20 protein-coding genes and 1 pseudogene are annotated in these 17,711 nt (G+C 61.5%); 14 read left to right on the top strand and 7 right to left on the bottom strand.

Annotated features, from left to right (window positions below):
• The first annotated feature begins 19 nt into the window (after positions 1-19).
• The 4 genes from pstB (at position 20) to PCOSP_RS28720 (ending at position 3,965) form a co-directional block, all read left to right on the top strand.
• On the top strand, positions 20-853 hold the full coding sequence (gene pstB / locus PCOSP_RS28735; protein WP_024777868.1) for a phosphate ABC transporter ATP-binding protein PstB: 834 nt from the start codon (positions 20-22) through the stop codon (positions 851-853).
• A gap of 112 nt (positions 854-965) precedes the next feature.
• A complete protein-coding gene (gene phoU, locus PCOSP_RS28730) occupies positions 966-1,727 on the top strand; it encodes a phosphate signaling complex protein PhoU (protein WP_139641260.1) in 762 nt (253 codons plus the stop codon).
• 167 nt (positions 1,728-1,894) lie between these two features.
• Positions 1,895-2,842, top strand: coding sequence for a response regulator (locus tag PCOSP_RS28725; RefSeq protein ID WP_175386720.1), 948 nt, complete (start codon positions 1,895-1,897; stop codon positions 2,840-2,842).
• Between the two features lie 226 nt (positions 2,843-3,068).
• Positions 3,069-3,965: a peptidoglycan DD-metalloendopeptidase family protein gene (locus PCOSP_RS28720; protein ID WP_464709983.1), complete on the top strand. Its 897-nt coding sequence runs from the start codon at positions 3,069-3,071 to the stop codon at positions 3,963-3,965.
• 203 nt (positions 3,966-4,168) lie between these two features.
• Here PCOSP_RS28720 and PCOSP_RS28715 read toward each other — a convergent pair whose 3' ends face one another.
• The 3 genes from PCOSP_RS28715 to phoB form a co-directional block, all read right to left on the bottom strand.
• Positions 4,169-5,509, bottom strand: coding sequence for a hemolysin family protein (locus tag PCOSP_RS28715; protein ID WP_041020539.1), 1,341 nt, complete (start codon positions 5,507-5,509; stop codon positions 4,169-4,171).
• A gap of 124 nt (positions 5,510-5,633) precedes the next feature.
• Positions 5,634-6,920, bottom strand: coding sequence for a phosphate regulon sensor histidine kinase PhoR (gene phoR / locus PCOSP_RS28710; RefSeq protein ID WP_241801609.1), 1,287 nt, complete (start codon positions 6,918-6,920; stop codon positions 5,634-5,636).
• A gap of 81 nt (positions 6,921-7,001) precedes the next feature.
• Entirely contained in the window at positions 7,002-7,691 is a 690-nt protein-coding gene (gene phoB, locus PCOSP_RS28705) for a phosphate regulon transcriptional regulator PhoB (protein WP_003177195.1), read from the bottom strand.
• A 151-nt stretch (positions 7,692-7,842) separates the two neighbouring features.
• Between phoB and PCOSP_RS28700 the strand changes: the two genes are divergently transcribed.
• Positions 7,843-8,226: a COG4315 family predicted lipoprotein gene (locus tag PCOSP_RS28700; RefSeq protein WP_139641250.1), complete on the top strand. Its 384-nt coding sequence runs from the start codon at positions 7,843-7,845 to the stop codon at positions 8,224-8,226.
• An 84-nt stretch (positions 8,227-8,310) separates the two neighbouring features.
• On the opposite strand, the gene ubiA is transcribed toward PCOSP_RS28700, so the two are convergent.
• Together ubiA and PCOSP_RS28690 are read right to left on the bottom strand one after the other, a co-directional pair.
• On the bottom strand, positions 8,311-9,201 hold the full coding sequence (gene ubiA, locus PCOSP_RS28695) for a 4-hydroxybenzoate octaprenyltransferase (protein ID WP_175362304.1): 891 nt from the start codon (positions 9,199-9,201) through the stop codon (positions 8,311-8,313).
• Positions 9,201-9,764: a chorismate--pyruvate lyase family protein gene (locus PCOSP_RS28690; protein ID WP_257225562.1), complete on the bottom strand. Its 564-nt coding sequence runs from the start codon at positions 9,762-9,764 to the stop codon at positions 9,201-9,203. Before PCOSP_RS28690 ends, ubiA begins: the two co-directional genes overlap by 1 nt.
• Positions 9,765-9,939: 175 nt before the next feature.
• Between PCOSP_RS28690 and PCOSP_RS28685 the strand changes: the two genes are divergently transcribed.
• The 3 genes from PCOSP_RS28685 to PCOSP_RS28675 all read left to right on the top strand — a co-directional run bounded on the left by PCOSP_RS28685 (position 9,940) and on the right by PCOSP_RS28675 (position 11,758).
• The gene (locus PCOSP_RS28685) at positions 9,940-10,107 is read left to right on the top strand and encodes a rubredoxin (RefSeq protein ID WP_139641244.1); all 168 of its coding nucleotides are present in this window, start codon (positions 9,940-9,942) and stop codon (positions 10,105-10,107) included.
• A gap of 34 nt (positions 10,108-10,141) precedes the next feature.
• Positions 10,142-11,290, top strand: coding sequence for an NAD(P)/FAD-dependent oxidoreductase (locus tag PCOSP_RS28680; RefSeq protein WP_139641242.1), 1,149 nt, complete (start codon positions 10,142-10,144; stop codon positions 11,288-11,290).
• Positions 11,291-11,482: 192 nt separating this feature from the next.
• Positions 11,483-11,758 (top strand): HU family DNA-binding protein, encoded by a 276-nt coding sequence (locus PCOSP_RS28675; protein ID WP_024777879.1) that lies wholly within the window; start codon positions 11,483-11,485, stop codon positions 11,756-11,758.
• A gap of 198 nt (positions 11,759-11,956) precedes the next feature.
• Here PCOSP_RS28675 and PCOSP_RS28670 read toward each other — a convergent pair whose 3' ends face one another.
• Positions 11,957-12,334, bottom strand: a complete 378-nt coding sequence (locus PCOSP_RS28670; RefSeq protein WP_464709980.1) for a hypothetical protein — start codon at positions 12,332-12,334, stop codon at positions 11,957-11,959.
• Between the two features lie 165 nt (positions 12,335-12,499).
• Here PCOSP_RS28670 and PCOSP_RS28665 point away from each other — a divergent pair, with 165 nt between their 5' ends.
• The 6 genes and pseudogenes from PCOSP_RS28665 (at position 12,500) to PCOSP_RS28640 (ending at position 17,339) form a co-directional block, all read left to right on the top strand.
• Positions 12,500-13,216 (top strand): SAM-dependent methyltransferase, encoded by a 717-nt coding sequence (locus PCOSP_RS28665; RefSeq protein ID WP_464709979.1) that lies wholly within the window; start codon positions 12,500-12,502, stop codon positions 13,214-13,216.
• A gap of 161 nt (positions 13,217-13,377) precedes the next feature.
• On the top strand, positions 13,378-13,812 hold the full coding sequence (locus tag PCOSP_RS28660) for a DcrB-related protein (RefSeq protein WP_464709977.1): 435 nt from the start codon (positions 13,378-13,380) through the stop codon (positions 13,810-13,812).
• A 28-nt stretch (positions 13,813-13,840) separates the two neighbouring features.
• Positions 13,841-15,136, top strand: coding sequence for a PAAR domain-containing protein (locus PCOSP_RS28655; RefSeq protein WP_464709976.1), 1,296 nt, complete (start codon positions 13,841-13,843; stop codon positions 15,134-15,136).
• The gene (locus PCOSP_RS28650) at positions 15,133-15,666 is read left to right on the top strand and encodes a hypothetical protein (protein WP_464709975.1); all 534 of its coding nucleotides are present in this window, start codon (positions 15,133-15,135) and stop codon (positions 15,664-15,666) included. The genes PCOSP_RS28655 and PCOSP_RS28650 overlap by 4 nt, the downstream gene beginning before the upstream one ends.
• A gap of 165 nt (positions 15,667-15,831) precedes the next feature.
• Positions 15,832-16,047 (top strand): annotated as a pseudogene (locus PCOSP_RS28645) (hypothetical protein); the annotation flags it as partial.
• A gap of 704 nt (positions 16,048-16,751) precedes the next feature.
• Positions 16,752-17,339 (top strand): hypothetical protein, encoded by a 588-nt coding sequence (locus PCOSP_RS28640; RefSeq protein ID WP_464712021.1) that lies wholly within the window; start codon positions 16,752-16,754, stop codon positions 17,337-17,339.
• 93 nt (positions 17,340-17,432) lie between these two features.
• Here the strand turns inward: PCOSP_RS28640 and PCOSP_RS28635 are convergent, their stop codons facing one another.
• Complete coding sequence (locus PCOSP_RS28635) at positions 17,433-17,711, bottom strand: hypothetical protein (RefSeq protein ID WP_139641231.1); 279 nt, start codon at positions 17,709-17,711, stop codon at positions 17,433-17,435.

The following is a 17,711-nucleotide window of genomic DNA, read 5'->3' as shown; positions in this document are numbered from 1 at the left end:
TTAGCACAGGGAGCCTCCCATGCAACACGAAGCACATACACACGGCATCAACATGTCGGCCCTGGGTCGCGATAAGCAGAGCCTGAACCTGGCCGATGAAACTGTCGCCATCGAAGTGCCGGGCCTGAGCCTGTTCTACGGCCAGAAGCAAGCGCTGTACGATGTCAGCCTGAACATCCCGAAACAGCGCGTGACCGCGTTCATCGGTCCGTCGGGCTGCGGCAAGTCGACCTTGCTGCGCACCTTCAACCGCATGAACGACCTGGTGGACGGTTGCCGCGTCGAAGGTGAAATCAATCTCTACGGCAACAACATCTACCGCAAGGGCGAAGACGTCGCCGAGCTGCGCCGTCGCGTGGGTATGGTGTTCCAGAAGCCCAACCCGTTCCCGAAGACCATCTATGAAAACGTGGTCTACGGACTGCGCATCCAGGGCATCAACAAGAAGCGCATTCTCGATGAAGCCGTGGAATGGGCGCTCAAGGGGGCGGCACTGTGGGATGAGGTCAAGGACCGCCTGCATGATTCGGCCCTGGGCCTGTCCGGTGGTCAGCAGCAACGCCTGGTGATTGCCCGCACCATCGCCGTGGAGCCGGAAGTACTGCTACTCGACGAACCCTGCTCGGCCCTGGACCCGATCTCGACATTGAAGGTCGAAGAGTTGATCTACGAGCTCAAGTCCAAGTTCACCATCGTCATCGTGACCCACAATATGCAGCAGGCGGCGCGGGTTTCCGACTACACGGCCTTCATGTACATGGGCAAGCTGGTGGAGTTCGGCGATACCGACACCTTGTTTACCAATCCGGCCAAGAAGCAGACCGAAGACTACATTACCGGCCGCTACGGCTAGCGGCAGCTGCGAGCCGCAAGCTTCAAGCGGCAAGTAAAAGCAGTTCAGCGTAACGACACAAATCAGCTTGCAGCTTGAAGCTTGCAGCTCACAGCTTTTGCGGAGCAAACCCATGATTTCGAAGGAAGGCCTTACTCACCACATTTCCGCCCAGTTCAACGCCGAGCTGGAGGAGGTGCGCAGCCATCTGCTGGCCATGGGCGGGCTGGTGGAAAAGCAGGTCAACGACGCGGTGACCGCGCTGATCGAGGCCGATTCCGGCCTGGCCCAGCAAGTGCGCGAGATCGACGACCAGATCAACCAGATGGAACGCAACATCGACGAAGAGTGCCTGCGTATCCTGGCGCGTCGCCAGCCGGCTGCTTCCGACCTGCGGCTGATCATCAGCATCTCCAAGTCGGTGATCGATCTCGAGCGGATCGGCGACGAAGCCACCAAGATCGCCCGTCGCGCCATCCAGTTGTGCGAAGAGGGCGAGGCGCCACGGGGCTATGTCGAAGTGCGTCATATCGGCGACCAGGTACGCAACATGGTTCGCGATGCCCTGGACGCCTTCGCCCGCTTTGACGCCGACCTGGCGTTGTCGGTGGCCCAGTACGACAAGATCATCGACCGCGAATACAAGACCGCCCTGCGTGAGCTGGCGACCTACATGATGGAAGACCCGCGCTCGATCTCCCGGGTGCTGAGCATCATCTGGGTGCTGCGTTCCCTGGAGCGTATCGGCGATCATGCGCGCAACATCTCCGAACTTGTGATCTACCTGGTGCGTGGTACCGACGTACGGCACATGGGACTCAAGCGAATGAAGGAAGAAGTTGAGGGCACCCTGTCCGAAACCCCTAATGTTCCGGGCGAAACTGACGATAAGTAGGATTGCCAAGAAAAGCGCCCGGCCTTCTGGTCGGGCTTTTTTTTGCCATTTTTTTTATCGACAGCAGCACCCCGTGAACGAAAAGTCCCGGCGTGACTGAAGGTTTTTGGCGATGTGCCATCAGTAAAAGCGGTATGCTTGCCGGGATTTTTTAGAGGTGTATCTGGATGAGTAAGGTCAGTGTGTTGGTCGTGGACGATGCTTCGTTCATTCGTGACCTGGTGAAGAAGTGCCTGCGCAATTACTTCCCAGGCATCCGTATCGAAGACGCGGTGAACGGCAGAAAGGCCCAGGCTCTGCTGGCCCGCGAGGCGTTCGATCTGGTGCTGTGCGACTGGGAAATGCCGGAAATGTCTGGCCTGGAGTTGTTGACCTGGTGCCGCCAGCAGGACAACCTCAAGGGCATGCCGTTCGTCATGGTCACCAGCCGTGGCGACAAGGAAAACGTGGTCCAGGCGATCCAGGCCGGTGTTTCCGGCTATGTCAGCAAGCCCTTCACCAACGAACAGTTGCTGACCAAAGTCAAACAGGCCCTGCACAAGGTCGGCAAGCTCGACACGCTGATGAACAGCGCTCCGACCAAGATGAACTCGGCGTTCGGCAATGATTCCCTCAGCGCCCTGACGGGCGGCAAGGCGGCTCCGGTTGTCGCGGCAGCAGCCCCGACGCCCGCCAGGCCAGCCGCTGCGGCGCCTGCTGCTGCTGCCGCTGCGCCGGCCCGTGGCCTGCTCAACAGCCCGCCGGTCAAGGCACCTGTCGCATCCGCCTCTGCCGGCGCCAACCGCGGCCAGGGCCAATTGCGCCTGTCCAGCGGCACCCAGCAGTGCGTGATCAAGGCCTTGAGCCTCAAGGAAGCGCTGCTGCTGGTCAAGCGCTCCGACACCCTGCCGCAGGTGCTCGAGAGCTCGGTGCTGGACATGGAGCAGGGCGACAACGCCGAAACCGCTCGTCTGAACGGCTACCTGCACGCCATCGTCGCCCACGAACAGACGCCGGACAGCGAGTGGCTGCAACTGACCTTCCGCTTCGTCGACAAAGACCCGCAGAAACTCGATTACATCTCCCGCCTGATCGCCCGCGGCACCGCCCAGAAGCACTTCGTACCGGGCGCCTGATCCGGTAGCGCCTTTCAGAGATCGTTCCCACGCTCCGCGTGGGAATGCCTCCACAGACGCTCTGCGTTCGGTTTTGAGGGACGCGGAGCGTCCCAGGCTGCATTCCCACGCGGAGCGTGGGAACGATCACCTCACTGATCCCTCTGAAACATCCGTTGATTACGCTGGTCCATTTCAGCTGCTAGGCTGCTGGACAGGCCTCCATTTCTCGACAGAACCTTTGCCCATGCTCGCGCCCCTGCTGTTCGCTTGCGGTCTTGTCCTGGCCTCCACTTCGGCCATGGCCATGACGATCTACAAATCCACGGATGCCAATGGCGTGGTGTCCTATAGTGATCGCCCGAGCAGGGGCGCCCAGGTGTTCGTGTTTCGCGACCGCATGGTTGAACACCTGGAGCGCCAGGTGTTTCTCGACATCAAGAAGCAGAAGGGCGCGGACGCAGTGTTCGTGCGCAATGACTTGTACGCACCGGTAGAGATCGAATTGAGTTTCGCCGGTCTGGACAATGTGAGCGGGGCGCCGAGCCGGCCGATTCGTCGGGTCTTGCCGGCGCGCAGCAACCTGCGCCTGGCGCTGCTCACGGCCATTCAACCTGGAAAGCCGTTGATGTACACCCCCAGGTTCGAATACTCCCTGGGCGACCCGGCAGACGTGGCACAGGCCTATCGCTACCCGTTGCCGTGGCGCGGTGGGCCGTTCCGGCTGAGCCAGGGGGCCAACGGCCAATATAGTCACTACGGTCCGAAGAACCGCTACGCCATGGACATTGCCATGCCGGTAGGCACGCCGATCATTGCGGCGCGGGGCGGCGTGGTGATCAAGACCGAGAATGAACAGACCGGCCGTGGCGACGACCCCTCGGGCAACTTCGTGCGGGTGCTGCACGATGACGGCACCATGGGCGTCTACTTGCACCTGCAGAAAGGTTCGGTGAGCGTTCGGGAAGGACAGCGGGTGGCGGTGGGCACGCCACTGGCGCTATCGGGCAACACCGGCAACAGCTCCGGGCCGCACCTGCACTTCGTGGTGCAGCGCAATACCGGGTTGGGGCTGGTGTCGATCCCCTACCAGTTCGATCAACCGGTGGGGGAGTTGCCCAGCTTTGCGGTGGGCAAGCAATAGATTGGAGGTGTGCCGAGGGAGTTTTTGTGGCGAGAGGATCTATCTGTGGCGAGGGGATTTATCCCCGCTGGGCTGCGAAGCAGCCCTGAACACCAGCAACGCGGTGTTTCAGGCAGATTGAGTAGGCTGTATGGGGCTGCTGCGCAGCCCAACGGGGATAAATCCCCTCGCCACAGATAAACCCTCTCGCCACAGGGCGATGCTCAATCGAGCATCAACACCTTCGCCAGAATGATCTTCGGTCCTTTCATCTTCTTGATGATGATCCGCAGACCTTCGACTTCCAGCACTTCTTCCTCTTCCGGCACCCGCTTGAGGGTTTCGTAGACCAGCCCGGCCAGGGTCTCGGCTTCGATATGGTCCAGGTCGATCCCCAGCAGGCGCTCGACCTTGAACAAAGGCGTGTCGCCACGTACCAGTAGCTTGCCCGGCTGGTACGCCAGGATGCCGCGCTCGGCCTTGCGGTGTTCGTCCTGGATATCGCCCACCAGCACTTCCAGTACGTCTTCCATGGTCAGGTAGCCGATGATATTGCCGTCGGCTTCCTCGACCACGGCGAAGTGCGAGCCGCCCTTGCGGAACTGCTCCAGCAACTGAGACAGCGGCATGTGCCGCGACACGCGCTCCAGGGGGCGGGTCAGTTCGGCCAGGTTGAACGACTCGGGAATGTGGTCCAGGGCCGCCAGTTCCAGCAGCAGGTCCTTGATGTGCAGCAGGCCGACGAACTCCTGGCGCTCGCTGTCGTACACCGGATAACGGCTGAACTTGTGGCGTCGGAACAGCGCCAGGATTTCCTTGAGCGGCGCGTTGAATTCCAGCGTCACCAGGTCTTCCCGGGAGTTGGCCCAGTCCACCACTTCCAGCTCGCCCATCTCCACCGCCGACGCCAGGACGCGCATGCCCTGGTCGCTCGGGTCCTGGCCACGGCTGGAGTGCAGGATCAGCTTCAGCTCTTCACGGCTGTAATGGTGTTCGTGATGGGGACCGGGTTCGCCTTGGCCGGCGATGCGCAGGATGGCGTTGGCGCTGGCATTGAGCAGGTAGATCGCCGGGTACATGGCCCAGTAGAACAGGTACAGCGGCACGGCGGTCCACAGCGACAGCAGCTCGGGTTTGCGGATCGCCCAGGATTTGGGCGCCAGCTCACCGACCACGATGTGCAGGTACGAAATGATGAAGAACGCGGTGAAGAACGAAATACCCTTGATCAACTCCGGCGACTGAACGCCCACCAGGTCCAGCAACGGTTCGAGGATATGGGCGAACGCCGGCTCGCCCACCCAGCCCAGGCCCAGGGAGGCGAGGGTGATACCCAGCTGACAGGCAGACAGATAGGCATCGAGCTGACTGTGAACGGTGCGCAGGATGTGCCCCCGCCAGCCGTTCTGGTCGGCAATGGCTTCGACCCGGGTCGAGCGCAATTTGACCATGGCGAATTCGGCCGCAACGAAAAAACCGTTGAGCAGAACCAGGATCAGAGCAAAAAGAATCATGCCGAATTCGGCGAAGAGTGTAACGAGGGACAAGCCAGGGGAAGGGTCCATGATGGAGTTTTGCAGGTTCCGTAAGGGCTGTAGAGGTTAAAAATGAGGGCCTGAAAAAGCAGGCATAAGTCAGCCAATGTAGCGGCTGACTCGGCGATTGCCTAGGGGGTAGTGCCGACCGGTGTCAATCGGCGGGGTTGGTGAGGCGCGCGCGAACCACCTGTGCCGGGGCGAAATGGCAGGTAAACGTGCTGCCGTGGCCGGGCACGCTGCTGATTTCCATGCGTGCGCGATGGCGCAGCAATACGTGCTTGACGATCGCCAGGCCCAACCCGGTGCCTCCCGTGTTGGAGTTGCGACTGGAGTCGACGCGGTAGAAGCGCTCGGTCAGCCGTGGCAGGTGTTTGCTGTCGATGCCGATGCCCGAATCCTGCACACTCAGGTGGGCACCTTGCACATCGCCCCACCAACGGATGTGGATCCGGCCTTGTTCCGGCGTGTACTTGACCGCGTTGAACACCAGGTTGGAAAACGCGCTGCGCAGTTCCGCCTCGCTGCCCTTGAGTTGCACCGCAGGGTCGACCTCCAGGGTGATGGTCTGCCGCTTGGGCCCGGACAGCTCCTGAGCATCCTCGCTGATGATCTGCAGCAGGTCGTCGACGGGCACCGGCTGGTTGTCCGACGGGTAATCGGTGGCCTCCAGTTTTGCCAGCAACAGCAAATCGTTGAGCAGGGTCTGCATGCGCCCGCCCTGCTGCTGCATCTGCTGCAAGGCCCGACTCCAGCGCGGATTCACCTCTTCGACGTTGTCGAGCAGGGTTTCCAGGTAACCGCAGATCACCGTCAACGGCGTGCGCAGCTCATGGGATACGTTGGCGATGAAGTCCTTGCGCATCTGTTCCAATTGATGGATGCGCGTGACGTCGCGCACCAGCATCAAGTGCTCATTGTTGCCGTAGCGGGTGATGTACAACTGGATGCGCACCCGGTCGTTGGTGGGCGAGGGAATCTCCAGGGGCTCGGCGTAGTTGTCCTGTTCGAAATATTCCTTGAAGCGCGGATGACGTACCAGGTTGGTCACCGGCTGACCGCTGTCCTGGGGCGTCTTGAGGCCCAGCAGGGTCTCGGCGGCGCGGTTCCACCACTCCAGGTTGCCGTCGCTGTCGAGCATGATCACCGCGTCTTTCAGGGCGGCAGTGGATTCCTGGACCCGGTCGATTACCGCCTGCAGGCGGCCGCGAACGCGCTGGTCGCGACGTTGCAGGTGATAGATGCTGTCGAACACCTCGCCCCACAGGCCGTAGCCGTCGGGTGGCGCCTCGTCGGGTTTGTGCAGGCGCAGCCATTCATGCAGGCGCAGCAACTGCTTGAGGGTCCAGGCCAGGTAAAGCCCCAGGCCCGCGGCGAGGCTCCAGCCGTAATAGCCACTGATCAGGCCGATCAGCAAACAGCCGGTCACCAGCAACAACATGTGGCGAATCAGGGTGCCATGCCAGTTTTGATTCAATTGAGCGCGCGTCCTTGTCAGCTTGTCGGGCGGTCAGGGCTCGGGTCAGGCCTTGGTAGAAAAACGATAACCGGTGCCACGTACGGTTTGTACCAGATTCTCGTAGGCGTCACCGAGGGCTTTGCGCAGGCGACGGATGTGCACATCCACGGTGCGCTCCTCGACATAGACGTTGCCGCCCCAGACCTGATCCAGCAGTTGCCCGCGGGTGTAGGCGCGCTCCTGGTGGGTCATGAAGAATTGCAGCAGGCGGTATTCGGTCGGGCCCATCTCGGCGGGTTTGCCGTCGATGGTCACGCGGTGGCTGATGGGGTCCAGCAGCAGGCCGCCGACTTCAATTGGCGCTTCGCCATCGGTTGGCCCGGCGCGGCGCAACACGGCTTTCAAGCGCGCCACCAGCTCCCGTGGGGAAAACGGCTTGGTGATGTAATCATCCGCACCCACTTCCAGGCCCTGGATCTTGTTGTCTTCTTCGCCCTTGGCGGTGAGCATGATGATCGGGATGTCCCCGGTCAGCTCATCACGCTTGAGGCGTCGCGCCAGCTCGATGCCAGACGTGCCGGGCAACATCCAGTCCAGCAGGATCAGGTCGGGCTTGCGGTCAACGATGATGGCATGGGCCTGTTGGGAGTTCTCTGCTTCCATGCAGTCATAGCCGGCCATCTCCAACGCAACGGCAATCATCTCGCGGATGGGCGCCTCGTCGTCGACGATCAGAATGCTCCTGCCAACCATGGGGTAATCCTCTTGTCATTTAACTGTCTTGCGCCGCATTAGATAACGGAATTATTGCAGTCGTGTGACAGTATTTCCGCGTCCGACGGCAAGGAGGATTCTGGACTACGCTTTTCAGTCTGAATCCTGACAACCACCAAAGAAGGTTTCCATGACTTATTTCACGCAATCCCTCAAGGCATTGGCGGTAACGGCTGCCCTGGCGCTTCCGGCGCTGGCCTTCGCGGCTGAGCCGGCGATGGAAAAGGACGGCATGCTGACGGACCACAAAGGTATGACGCTGTATACGTTTGCCAAGGACGCAGGGGCCAAGTCGATGTGCAATGGCCAATGCGCAACCAACTGGCCACCGCTCATGGCGACGGACACCGACAAGTCCATGGGCGAATGGACCGTGATCAAGCGAGACGACGGCTCGATGCAGTGGGCCTACGACGGCAAGCCGTTGTACACCTTCATCAAGGACAAGGCGCCCGGGGACAAGACCGGTGATGGCCTGATGGATGGCGCCTGGAAGGCTGCGAAGGCCGACTGACGAACCACCTGCTTGGGCTAGTGAAATTCAATTGTGGCGAGGGGATTTAGCGAAACGTCGCACCGCCCCTCGCCACAGTTAGCCTCAGCGCAACCCATAATCCAGCACAATCCCCACGAAAATTGCCAACCCCGCCCAATGGTTGTGCAGGAACGCCTGGAAGCAGCGCATCCGGTCCCGGCCACGGGTGTACCAGAACTCCCAGGCAAAACACCCGGCGGCGACCAGCAGCCCCAGGTGGAACCAGCCGCCCAGCTTGAACTGCGAGCCGGCCAGCAGCAGGCAGCCCAGCGCCAGGCCCTGCAGCGTCAGATTGATCACCCGGTCGGCATCGCCAAACAGAATCGCCGTGGATTTCACGCCGATCCGCAAATCATCGTCCCGGTCGGTCATCGCGTAGTAGGTGTCGTAGGCCACGGTCCACAGCAGGTTGGCGATGTACAGCAACCACGCGGACGCCGGCAAATGGCCGGTTTCGGCGGTGAACGCCATCGGCATGCCCCAGGAGAACGCCGCGCCCAGCACCACCTGCGGGTAGTAGGTATAGCGTTTCATGAACGGGTAGGTGAGGGCCAGCGCCAGCCCGCCAAAGGACAGCAAAATCGTCGGCGTGTTGGTGCACAGCACCAGCAGGAAACTCACAACCATCAGCACGGCGAAGAACACCAGGGCTTCTTTCGAACTGATCTTGCCGCTGGCCAGCGGGCGCTGTGCGGTGCGCTTGACGTGGCCGTCCACCTTGCGGTCGGCCCAATCGTTGATCACGCAGCCACCGGCCCGGGTCAGCGTCACGCCGAGGACAAATATCACGATGTTGGCCAGCGACGGCGAGCCGTCGCCGGCAATCCACAGTGCCCACAGGGTCGGCCACAGCAGCAGATAGATGCCGATGGGCTTGTCCATGCGGGTCAATTGCACGAAGTCCCACGCCCGCGGGTTCAAGCGATTCAAGGATTTGAGCAGTTGCAAGTACATCAGCAAGTCTCCGAATAGGCGCGGGCGACGCTCCACAGGCGCGGCAGGAAGATTTCCGCGACCAGCACACTCAACGCCCCGCGATCGAAACGCGAGCGCCGGCCCCACAACTCAGCGGCGCGCACCTCGTGCGGCAACCATGGCTCGGGGTAATGGCACACCTCGATGGCCCCGCGCTGGAAAGCCTGGTCGCTAAACAGCAGCTCACCCAGGGATCGGCTGCCCAGTTCGTCCATCTGCAAGCCGTCGCCCTGCAATGCACTGCGGGCCGCCACGCTGCGGGCGAACACCCAGGGCTCGCCGTGGCCGTGCAGATACACCTCGCGCACCCAGCCTTCGCTGCCAGGAGCCAGGTCCAGCGCGGCACACTCGTCGTCGCGCAGCGGCTGCCAGCCCTCGAACAACGGTGCCACACTGAAATGTCCGTCCGACAGGTGCGTGAGGCGCCGGGTCAGGGAGCCTTCGTCGAACAGCCAGTCGAGTACACCGGCATCGGGGCGAGGTGACAGCAGGTGCCGGGGCTGCCATTGAAGTGTAGGAAATATCGAATTTGTATGCGGCACAGAAGTCTTGAATGGCAGCAAATGAGGCCGCGAGCTTACCATGTCGGACGCTGGTTTTGACTGGCCTGGCCTACGGCCTGCCGATCGTGCTTGCATCTGCCGCGAGCCATCAGTACAAAACGGCCCTGAGTCGGAAAATACCGGCCAAGGCCTGACATCTTGAGGAAGAATTGGAATGAAGAAGTGGCAATGTATCGTCTGTGGCCTGATCTATAACGAAGCTGACGGCTGGCCTGACGATGGCATCGCGCCCGGCACCCGCTGGGAGGACGTTCCAGACGATTGGCTTTGCCCGGACTGCGGTGTCGGCAAAATGGACTTCGAAATGATCGAAATCAACTGATCATCCTTCACGTAAAGGCCCCATGGAGAGCAACATGAGCGCACCTGTCGTCATCGTCGGTACCGGCCTGGCCGGTTACAACCTGGCCCGGGAGTTTCGCAAACTCGATAGCGAGACCCCGCTGCTGCTGATTACCGCGGACGACGGTCGTTCCTACTCCAAGCCGATGCTTTCCACCGGCTTTGGCAAGAACAAGGACGCCGACGGCCTGAGCATGGCCGAGCCGGGGACCATGGCCGAGCAACTGAAGGCCGAAGTCCGCACCCACACCCGTATCAGCGGCATCGATCCGGGCCACAAGCGCTTGTGGATCGGTGAAGAAGCGCTGAACTACCGCGACCTGGTCCTGGCCTGGGGCGCTGAAACCGTGCGCGTGCCGGTGCAAGGCGACGCGGCGGACCTGATCTTCCCCATCAATGACCTGGAAGACTACGCCCGCTTTCGTGCGTCGGCCGCCGGCAAGCGCCGGGTGCTGTTGCTGGGCGCCGGCCTGATCGGCTGTGAATTCGCCAACGACCTGATCCTCGGCGGCTACGAAGTGCAACTGGTGGCGCCCTGCGAGCAGGTCATGCCGACGCTGCTGCATCCGGCTGCCGCCGCTGCGGTGCAGGCTGGACTGGAAAGCCTGGGTGCCCGCTTCCACCTGGGGCCGGTACTCAACCGCCTGCAACGGGTCGCCGACGGGTTGGAGGCGCATCTGTCCGACGGCCAGGTGATCGCCTGCGACCTGGTGGTTTCGGCCATCGGCCTGCGTCCGCGTATCGACCTGGCGGCCGCCGCCGGCCTGGTGGTCAATCGGGGCGTGGTGGTCGACCGCCACCTGAAAACATCCCACGCCAACATCTATGCCCTGGGCGACTGCGCCGAGGTCGATGGCTTGAACCTGCTGTACGTGATGCCGCTGATGAGCTGCGCCCGCGCCCTGGCCCAGACCCTGGCGGGCAATCCGACCGCCGTCGGCTACGGTCCGATGCCGATTACTGTGAAGACACCGGTATGCCCGTTGGTCGTATCGCCACCACCACGGGGCCGTGAGGGTACCTGGAGTGTCGAAGGGCAGGGCTCCGACATCAAGGTGTTGTGCCGCGACGCCGAAGGCAACCTCCTGGGCTATGCCCTGACAGGCACAGCGGTGACGGAGAAACTGGCCCTGAACAAGGAACTTCCGCCCTTGCTGGCGTAAATACTGGGGGTTCTGTCGCAAAAGCCATGCTTTTGATGCCACAAAGGTCGCGCGGACACTGGCGTCGTGTCCGGGCCCGTGCCATCCTCACTCCCGTCTGCCGCAGTGTAGAGCCTGCGGTGCCTTAGAGGCTGTTTCCCAAGAGAACAGTCCAGACATAACAACAAAAAAACCGTCAAAGGGGCTTCATTCATGCGTAAACCAGAACTCGCCGCCGCCATCGCGGAAAAAGCAGACCTCACCAAAGAACAAGCCAACCGCGTCCTCAACGCCGTCCTGGAAGAAATCACCGGCGCCCTGCACCGCAAGGACAGCGTCACCCTGGTGGGCTTCGGCACTTTCCTGCAACGTCACCGCGGCGCCCGCACCGGCAAGAACCCACAAACCGGTGAGCCGGTGAAAATCAAGGCCAGCAACACCGTTGCTTTCAAACCGGGCAAGATGTTGAAGGACAGCGTTAACCCGTAATTGCTACGGGCTCCTCGGGCAGAGGGGATAAAGCAGCAATGAAAAAGGGCATGACGAGGGAGTCGGATGCCCTTTTTTATGGCTTTTTTTCAGTGGCCCAGTGCCCGTCAAGCTGTTATCGCGAGCAGGCTCGCTCCCCCAGGGGATCTGCGAACGACCCCAATCCATTGTGGGAGCGAGCCTGCTCGCGATAGCGGTCTACCGACCCACCACCGGGTAATGCCTGATGCGGCACGCATAGTTATTGCCATCGCCCTTGCAAATGCCATCCAGGTACCGGTACTCGACACGCACCGACTGCCCTTTCCCCGGCCATTGCTTGCGGGGCAGCGTGGCTTGGTAGTCGGGGGTTTCCGGCGTGAACGTGAGGCTCGAGCCTTCCTCCGGACATTCGATCGCGGGCGATTTGCGGCTTACTTTCAGGACCTGGGCCTGGAGCTGCGGATACGGTTGTTTCAGCACCTCGACGATGCGCAGTTCCAGACGGCAGATCTGCCACGTTGCCGCGTGCACGGGTGCGCACATCATCGGGAAAATCAAAGCCATTAACACACGGCGCATCGCCTGGTTATTCATCGTTGTGCGGCTCGAGATGGGGGGCTGGAGGGAAGCTTACCCTGGCGTCGAATTCAATTCGAATAGAGCTTGCCATTCCTAATGGGAATGTAGCGCATGAAATTAATGAATTTTTATTATCCCAACGGGTGACGTAGCTTGATTCTCGGACATAGGAGAGCCGCCTTGAAATCATCCCCACACCCCTCAGCTGCAAAATTCGATGCCGCCCGAGCCAATGAATACGGTCGACAAAGCCGTATCGCGCTGGCCGGGTATGACGCCTGCCAAGACTTGGCCGCCTGCATGCTGGCGGCAAGCCTCGATCAGACACCCTCGGCGAACATATTGGTCGTGGGCGCTGGCGGCACGGCTCAGGAGATCATTGCAATGGCAGCGTTGGAGCCAGGTTGGCGCTTTACTGCCGTCGACCCTTCTGAGCCGATGCTGGAGGCCGCCAGGCAACAGTTGGAGGCGAACGGCTTGCTTGAAAGAACACGCCTGCATCTTGGTCAGGTCGAGGACCTGGCAGCGGACGGGTCTTACAATGCCGCCACCTTGATCGGTGTGTTCCATCACCTCGAGGGCGATGAAGCCAAGCGGCAGATCTTTCGGTCCATACGGGCCCATTTGAAACCGGGGGCGCCGCTGATCGTCGCGGGGAACCAATATGCTTATGCCAGCCAACCGTTGCTGCTGGCGGCCTGGGGACAACGCTGGCGGCAGCACGGCGCAAGTCCGGATGAAGTGAAGGTCAAGCTCGGTAAGATCCTTGAGGGTGCCGACCCTCCGCATTCCGAGGCAGCCGTCATGACGTTGTTGCATGAGTCCGGATTCGGCGATGCCACCCGCTTCTTCAGCAGCCTTTTCTGGAGCGCCTGGTTGACGTGCAAGACGGCTTGAAGATCCAGGTAATGGGTGATCAGGGAGGCTGTGGGAGGGAGAAATGAGACGGGTGTCATAGCCCCGTGAACGGCCCCTCCCCATGCCTTGATTGTTACCATCTATTGCTTGAAGATCTGCCGCTGACTCCGCCACCTCCTTGCCTGGAAACAACCCGAATCATGCCGCTCTATCGCCTCCAAGAAGCCGACCTCGACATTCCCGACAGTTGGCAGGACCAGAGCATTAACATCTTCAAGTTGCCCGCCGTCGGAACGGCCAGGGAAGCCAGTTTCGTCATCAGCCGCGACCCGGGCCGGGGCGATACACCGTTCAACGACTACGTCGCCACGCAACTGGCAAGCGCCGAGCAGCAGTTGCCCGGATTCAATCTGATCAAGCGCTGGGATTTCGCGCTCCATGGCCATGCAGCGGTGTTGCTCGATTACAGCTGGCAGCGCGAGGGGTGGGAGCTGATGCTGCGCCAGGTATTCATCGATCGCCAGCCCGTGGGATTGATCACGACCCTGACCACCACCCCGAACGATCTCGTGCACCACGAGTCGGCGTGGAAGATGGCCATGCACTCACTCAAGCTGCGTCCACAAACGGCCTGATTACCCTGCGCGAAGACGATAACCCCAAATGGATATGTTGGCCGCTGCGCGTCTTGGCGATGAAATTGCCCACGGTTTTGGTGTCGCCGCGATGGTGGCGGGTGCCGTTGCCGGTGCGTTGATCGGTGCGGCGGTGGTCGCAGCCACCGTGGCGACCGGCGGCGTGGCGCTGGCGATCATGGCTGGTTCGATTGCCGCGGGCGGCCTGTCGATGTTCCAGATCATCAAGGGCCTGAACACCATCTTCAACCTGCCCGAGCCGACCACGGGGGTGCTGGTCATGGGCAGCCTCAACGTCCAGATCAATAACCGCAACGCGATGCGCGCGGGGGCAGACGTGTCGTCCTCGTGTTCGGGTCTGCCGATGAATCACCCGATCTGGCCATTCCCGGTGCTGATCGCCGAAGGCAGCGCAACGGTTTTCATCAACGGCCGGCCCGCGGCGCGGTTGCAGAGCAAGATGGTCTGCGGCGCGCATATCAAGAGCGGCAGTCCCAATACGTTCATTGGCGGGCCAACGGTTGCGGTCGCCTTTGTCCTCGATCTCGAAGGGTGGCTGCACACCGGGCTGGAAGCCCTGGGCATGGTCGCCATGGGCGCCGCCGCGGTGCTGGCGGCGATGGCCGGTGCGGCGGCCTTCGCCGGGTTTGTGGTGATCGGTGGCGCGATGATGGGGGGCATGGCGCTGTTGGGTCAGTTGGGCGACCGCCTCGGCCCGGGTTATCGCGACTTGCTCCAGGGCATCGCCGGCATGGCGCTGCTGGGCCTGGGGCCGAAAATGGCTCGTCTAGGCGCGGCCCCGACACCCCGCGCGGCGGCCTACAAGGCGGGGGTGACCGAAGCCGATATCATGGCGATTCCCAAGGGCAGCCGACCGCCGCCGCGGGATTATCTGGAAGGCCCGTATGTCGATAAGCACCTCAAGACCTTCGAGGAGGAGGGTGGCAGTTTCCTGTTCACCTCGGACGATATCGCCAACCCCAAATATGGTTCGTTCAACCCGAACAAGTTCGTCATGGCAAAATCCGACCTGAACGCCGTGGTCGCCGAGTACAAGAAAACCGGCGACGTGTCGGTACTGGAGTCGGCCTTGGGTTACGATCCGGGATCGCTGGTGGGCAAGGACATCTACATGATGAACCTGGACAACCCCAAGGTGCTGATGCCCACCGGTAACGAAGGCGGGGTGAACTCGCTGTGGCGGCCGGGCGGCCTGACCCATCCGGGCGGCATGCGCGAAGCGGTGCTGGACAACGTGCCCATCGCCCATGGCAACGATATCAACGCGTTGATGACCACCCGAGACGTAGTGAGAATCCAATGAGCAATCCAAGTGACAACGTGCTGCTGCTGGCGTTGGCCAATAACGATCTGGACAAGTTCCTGGTGGGCGAGCCGTTCTACTTTCTCGAAGCCAAGAGCGATAACGACGAGCCGCAGAACGTGGTGGCCGCGTTCGACCAGTTGATCATGCCGTACTGGCGCCAGACCCACGACGCCAGCTTCCCCATGCGCTTCGTCTCGGCGCTGCTGACGATGCTGGCGACCTACCCGGACCGCACGCGGGCGATCTACATCGCCCACGACTGGCTCTGGTACTACCGCTTCTGCCAGGACAAACAGCGCAAGCAGCCGCAAGGCCCCTATGGCGATCTGTTTGACGTGGACATGGGCAGTGTCGCCGTCGCCCTCAAGCGTTTGCTGGAACGGCACAAGGCCGAACTGGTAGCCGATACCCGCTGGGCGGGCGCTACGTGGAACAGCCCGGATGGCATGTGGACACCGTTGATGCGCTCGGCAGTGACAGTGCGTGACAAGCTGGGCGGCCCGGACTTCGTGCCGGCCAACATCTGACAGGGCGGTGCAGAAACCTGTGGGAGCAAGGCTTGCTCGCGATAGCGGCAGGCCGGTCAACATTATGGGTGACTGACTTACTGCTATCGCGAGCAAGCTTTGCTCCCACAGGCTTAACTGACTGGCATTTAGGGCTGGCCCTTACACTCAAGGAAGGCAGGCGTGATGCAATCTCGTTTTGATCCGCTGGTTCATATCGACTGGAAAACGCCGGGCGGCGAGCTCCTTGGGTTGCTCCAGCATTACTACCCCGATATCGACGTGTTTGTCGGCCAGCCATTCGAGGCGTTGCTGGACGAGCTCTCCAACGAAATGCCCGAGATCTGCTTCCAGGCGCTGGCGAACGCCTTGGCTGAAAGCGCCTATGACCTGTGGAACCTGGACGCTGGCGGCGATGATTATCGGCCGGTCGTGGTCCCGACCGAGCAGCGCGAGGCATTTGCCAGGCACTGGCAAGACCAGGAGGACTTCACCGCGAGCTTGATCGAGCCGGAAAAGGCTAGGGTCGCTGAGCGGAAAACCGCGCGCAAACCGGCCAGGCGCAGCAAGGTGAACTGGTTCCAGGAAGTGCACGACTATCCCGGCCCCACCTACGTCCATGACGGCAACTACCACAACGGTTGGGCCGCCATTACCGAGCAGGACGATGAGCAGTGGCTGTGCTTCCTGATTGACTACAACCAATGGCCGCCCGCCGAGCAGGACATGCTCGAACATCGCACCGATGGGCTCGACGGCGCCGATCTGCAGCTCATCGACGCCAATGCCCGGCGCAGCCTGTGGCGGCGTCGGGTCAGGAGCGGCGACTACAGTTCGGACGACCGCTATAAGTACGAAGTTCGCCAAGGCGACGACATCCAGACTTTCGGCCCTGCCGAGGTAGAGTGGCCAGGATTTGAACAACCCTGCGTCGTGGTGGATACCGAGGTCTTCGAACGCCAGCGCATCTACGAGCCGGTGCCGATGACGCGTATCTGGCGGATCTCCGCGCAGGCCAGCGAAGTCATTTTCGAACACCCGGATGAACTGACGATACTGCCTATCGGCCCCCGTCGCCTGCTGTTCATGCAACACAACGGCCCACAGTGCTGGATCTGGAACCAGGACCCACCGCACCAGGCCATCGCCGCCAGGCCGATGCCGGCGGTGGACGGCTACCACCTCAGGGCTTCGACCGCCTACCTGGGGGTGATGAGATCCTGCTGTTCAGCGAAGACAAGCGCCCTAATCTCGAAGACCCGCGCTACCACGAGACCGTGCTGCTGGCGTGGCGCTTCAACCTGGTCACGGGCACCGCAACGAAGGCGCTGCTGGATGGCTTTGGCAGCGAGGTGCGCCAGGACACTCGCCTGCTCGTCACAGAGCCAAAGAACCTCATCACGCTACGCACGTTCCACGGGCATGTTCATGTCAGCCGAGGGCACGGTGACTGGTGGGTCTGGAACTACACCACCAATACGTTCGGCTCGTACACCCTGGCCTGGTTCTGGAATCAGCTCGACAACCAGGTGCTCAAACTGTCCAGCCAGGATATCCGGCGTATCAAGCCGCAGGTGCGTTACCTGCCGGCACAGGACCGCTACCTGGCGTTCGAAGCGGATTTCGTTGCCAGGTTGCCGGTGTTCAGCGAAATGCTCGAGGCCAAGGGCGGCGAGGTGCTGAGTTTCGACTGATGCGGTGCGCAAGGCACAGGGACTGCGGTCTTATTCGCTGCGGGTGCGGGTCTGCCCTTGGGTGCACAGCACTTCACGGTGTATTGCTATGGGTTACGGCATGCTCATCAAGGCCATTCTCAGGCGTTTGACCAGCTTTGGATTCTTGAGGCAATCGGCCGGGCGCTTGTTACCCAGGGCCGGCACGACCTGTTCCAGCCACCACATGCCCTCCTTGAGCCCGCGTTTCCCGTAGAGCACCACGGCCATGTCGAGGTGGTCGTCCATGGCCTTGGCGAGCGTGCGAGCGCTGTCGTCGAGGTAGTCCTCTTCGTACAGGCGCACGAAAGTTTGCCAGTCGGCGTCGCCGACATATTCGTCTTCCAGTCCCAT

This window comes from Pseudomonas sp. MAFF 730105 (assembly GCF_055380705.1).
Note: the sequence above shows the minus strand (reverse complement) of the source record. Positions and strands in the feature narration are given on the sequence as shown.

Coding starts and splice junctions, on each gene's coding strand:
- phoR (WP_241801609.1), bottom strand. CDS start 6,920: ATGTTGTTGCTGGTGACCGGCTGTTTGCTGATCGGCCTGATCAGTGGC.
- PCOSP_RS28650 (WP_464709975.1), top strand. CDS start 15,133: ATGAGCAATCCAAGTGACAACGTGCTGCTGCTGGCGTTGGCCAATAAC.
- pstB (WP_024777868.1), top strand. CDS start 20: ATGCAACACGAAGCACATACACACGGCATCAACATGTCGGCCCTGGGT.
- PCOSP_RS28675 (WP_024777879.1), top strand. CDS start 11,483: ATGCGTAAACCAGAACTCGCCGCCGCCATCGCGGAAAAAGCAGACCTC.
- PCOSP_RS28680 (WP_139641242.1), top strand. CDS start 10,142: ATGAGCGCACCTGTCGTCATCGTCGGTACCGGCCTGGCCGGTTACAAC.
- ubiA (WP_175362304.1), bottom strand. CDS start 9,201: ATGTACTTGCAACTGCTCAAATCCTTGAATCGCTTGAACCCGCGGGCG.
- PCOSP_RS28670 (WP_464709980.1), bottom strand. CDS start 12,334: ATGAATAACCAGGCGATGCGCCGTGTGTTAATGGCTTTGATTTTCCCG.
- phoU (WP_139641260.1), top strand. CDS start 966: ATGATTTCGAAGGAAGGCCTTACTCACCACATTTCCGCCCAGTTCAAC.
- PCOSP_RS28720 (WP_464709983.1), top strand. CDS start 3,069: ATGCTCGCGCCCCTGCTGTTCGCTTGCGGTCTTGTCCTGGCCTCCACT.
- PCOSP_RS28655 (WP_464709976.1), top strand. CDS start 13,841: ATGGATATGTTGGCCGCTGCGCGTCTTGGCGATGAAATTGCCCACGGT.
- PCOSP_RS28635 (WP_139641231.1), bottom strand. CDS start 17,711: ATGGGACTGGAAGACGAATATGTCGGCGACGCCGACTGGCAAACTTTC.
- PCOSP_RS28715 (WP_041020539.1), bottom strand. CDS start 5,509: ATGGACCCTTCCCCTGGCTTGTCCCTCGTTACACTCTTCGCCGAATTC.
- PCOSP_RS28725 (WP_175386720.1), top strand. CDS start 1,895: ATGAGTAAGGTCAGTGTGTTGGTCGTGGACGATGCTTCGTTCATTCGT.
- PCOSP_RS28685 (WP_139641244.1), top strand. CDS start 9,940: ATGAAGAAGTGGCAATGTATCGTCTGTGGCCTGATCTATAACGAAGCT.
- phoB (WP_003177195.1), bottom strand. CDS start 7,691: ATGGTTGGCAGGAGCATTCTGATCGTCGACGACGAGGCGCCCATCCGC.
- PCOSP_RS28660 (WP_464709977.1), top strand. CDS start 13,378: ATGCCGCTCTATCGCCTCCAAGAAGCCGACCTCGACATTCCCGACAGT.
- PCOSP_RS28700 (WP_139641250.1), top strand. CDS start 7,843: ATGACTTATTTCACGCAATCCCTCAAGGCATTGGCGGTAACGGCTGCC.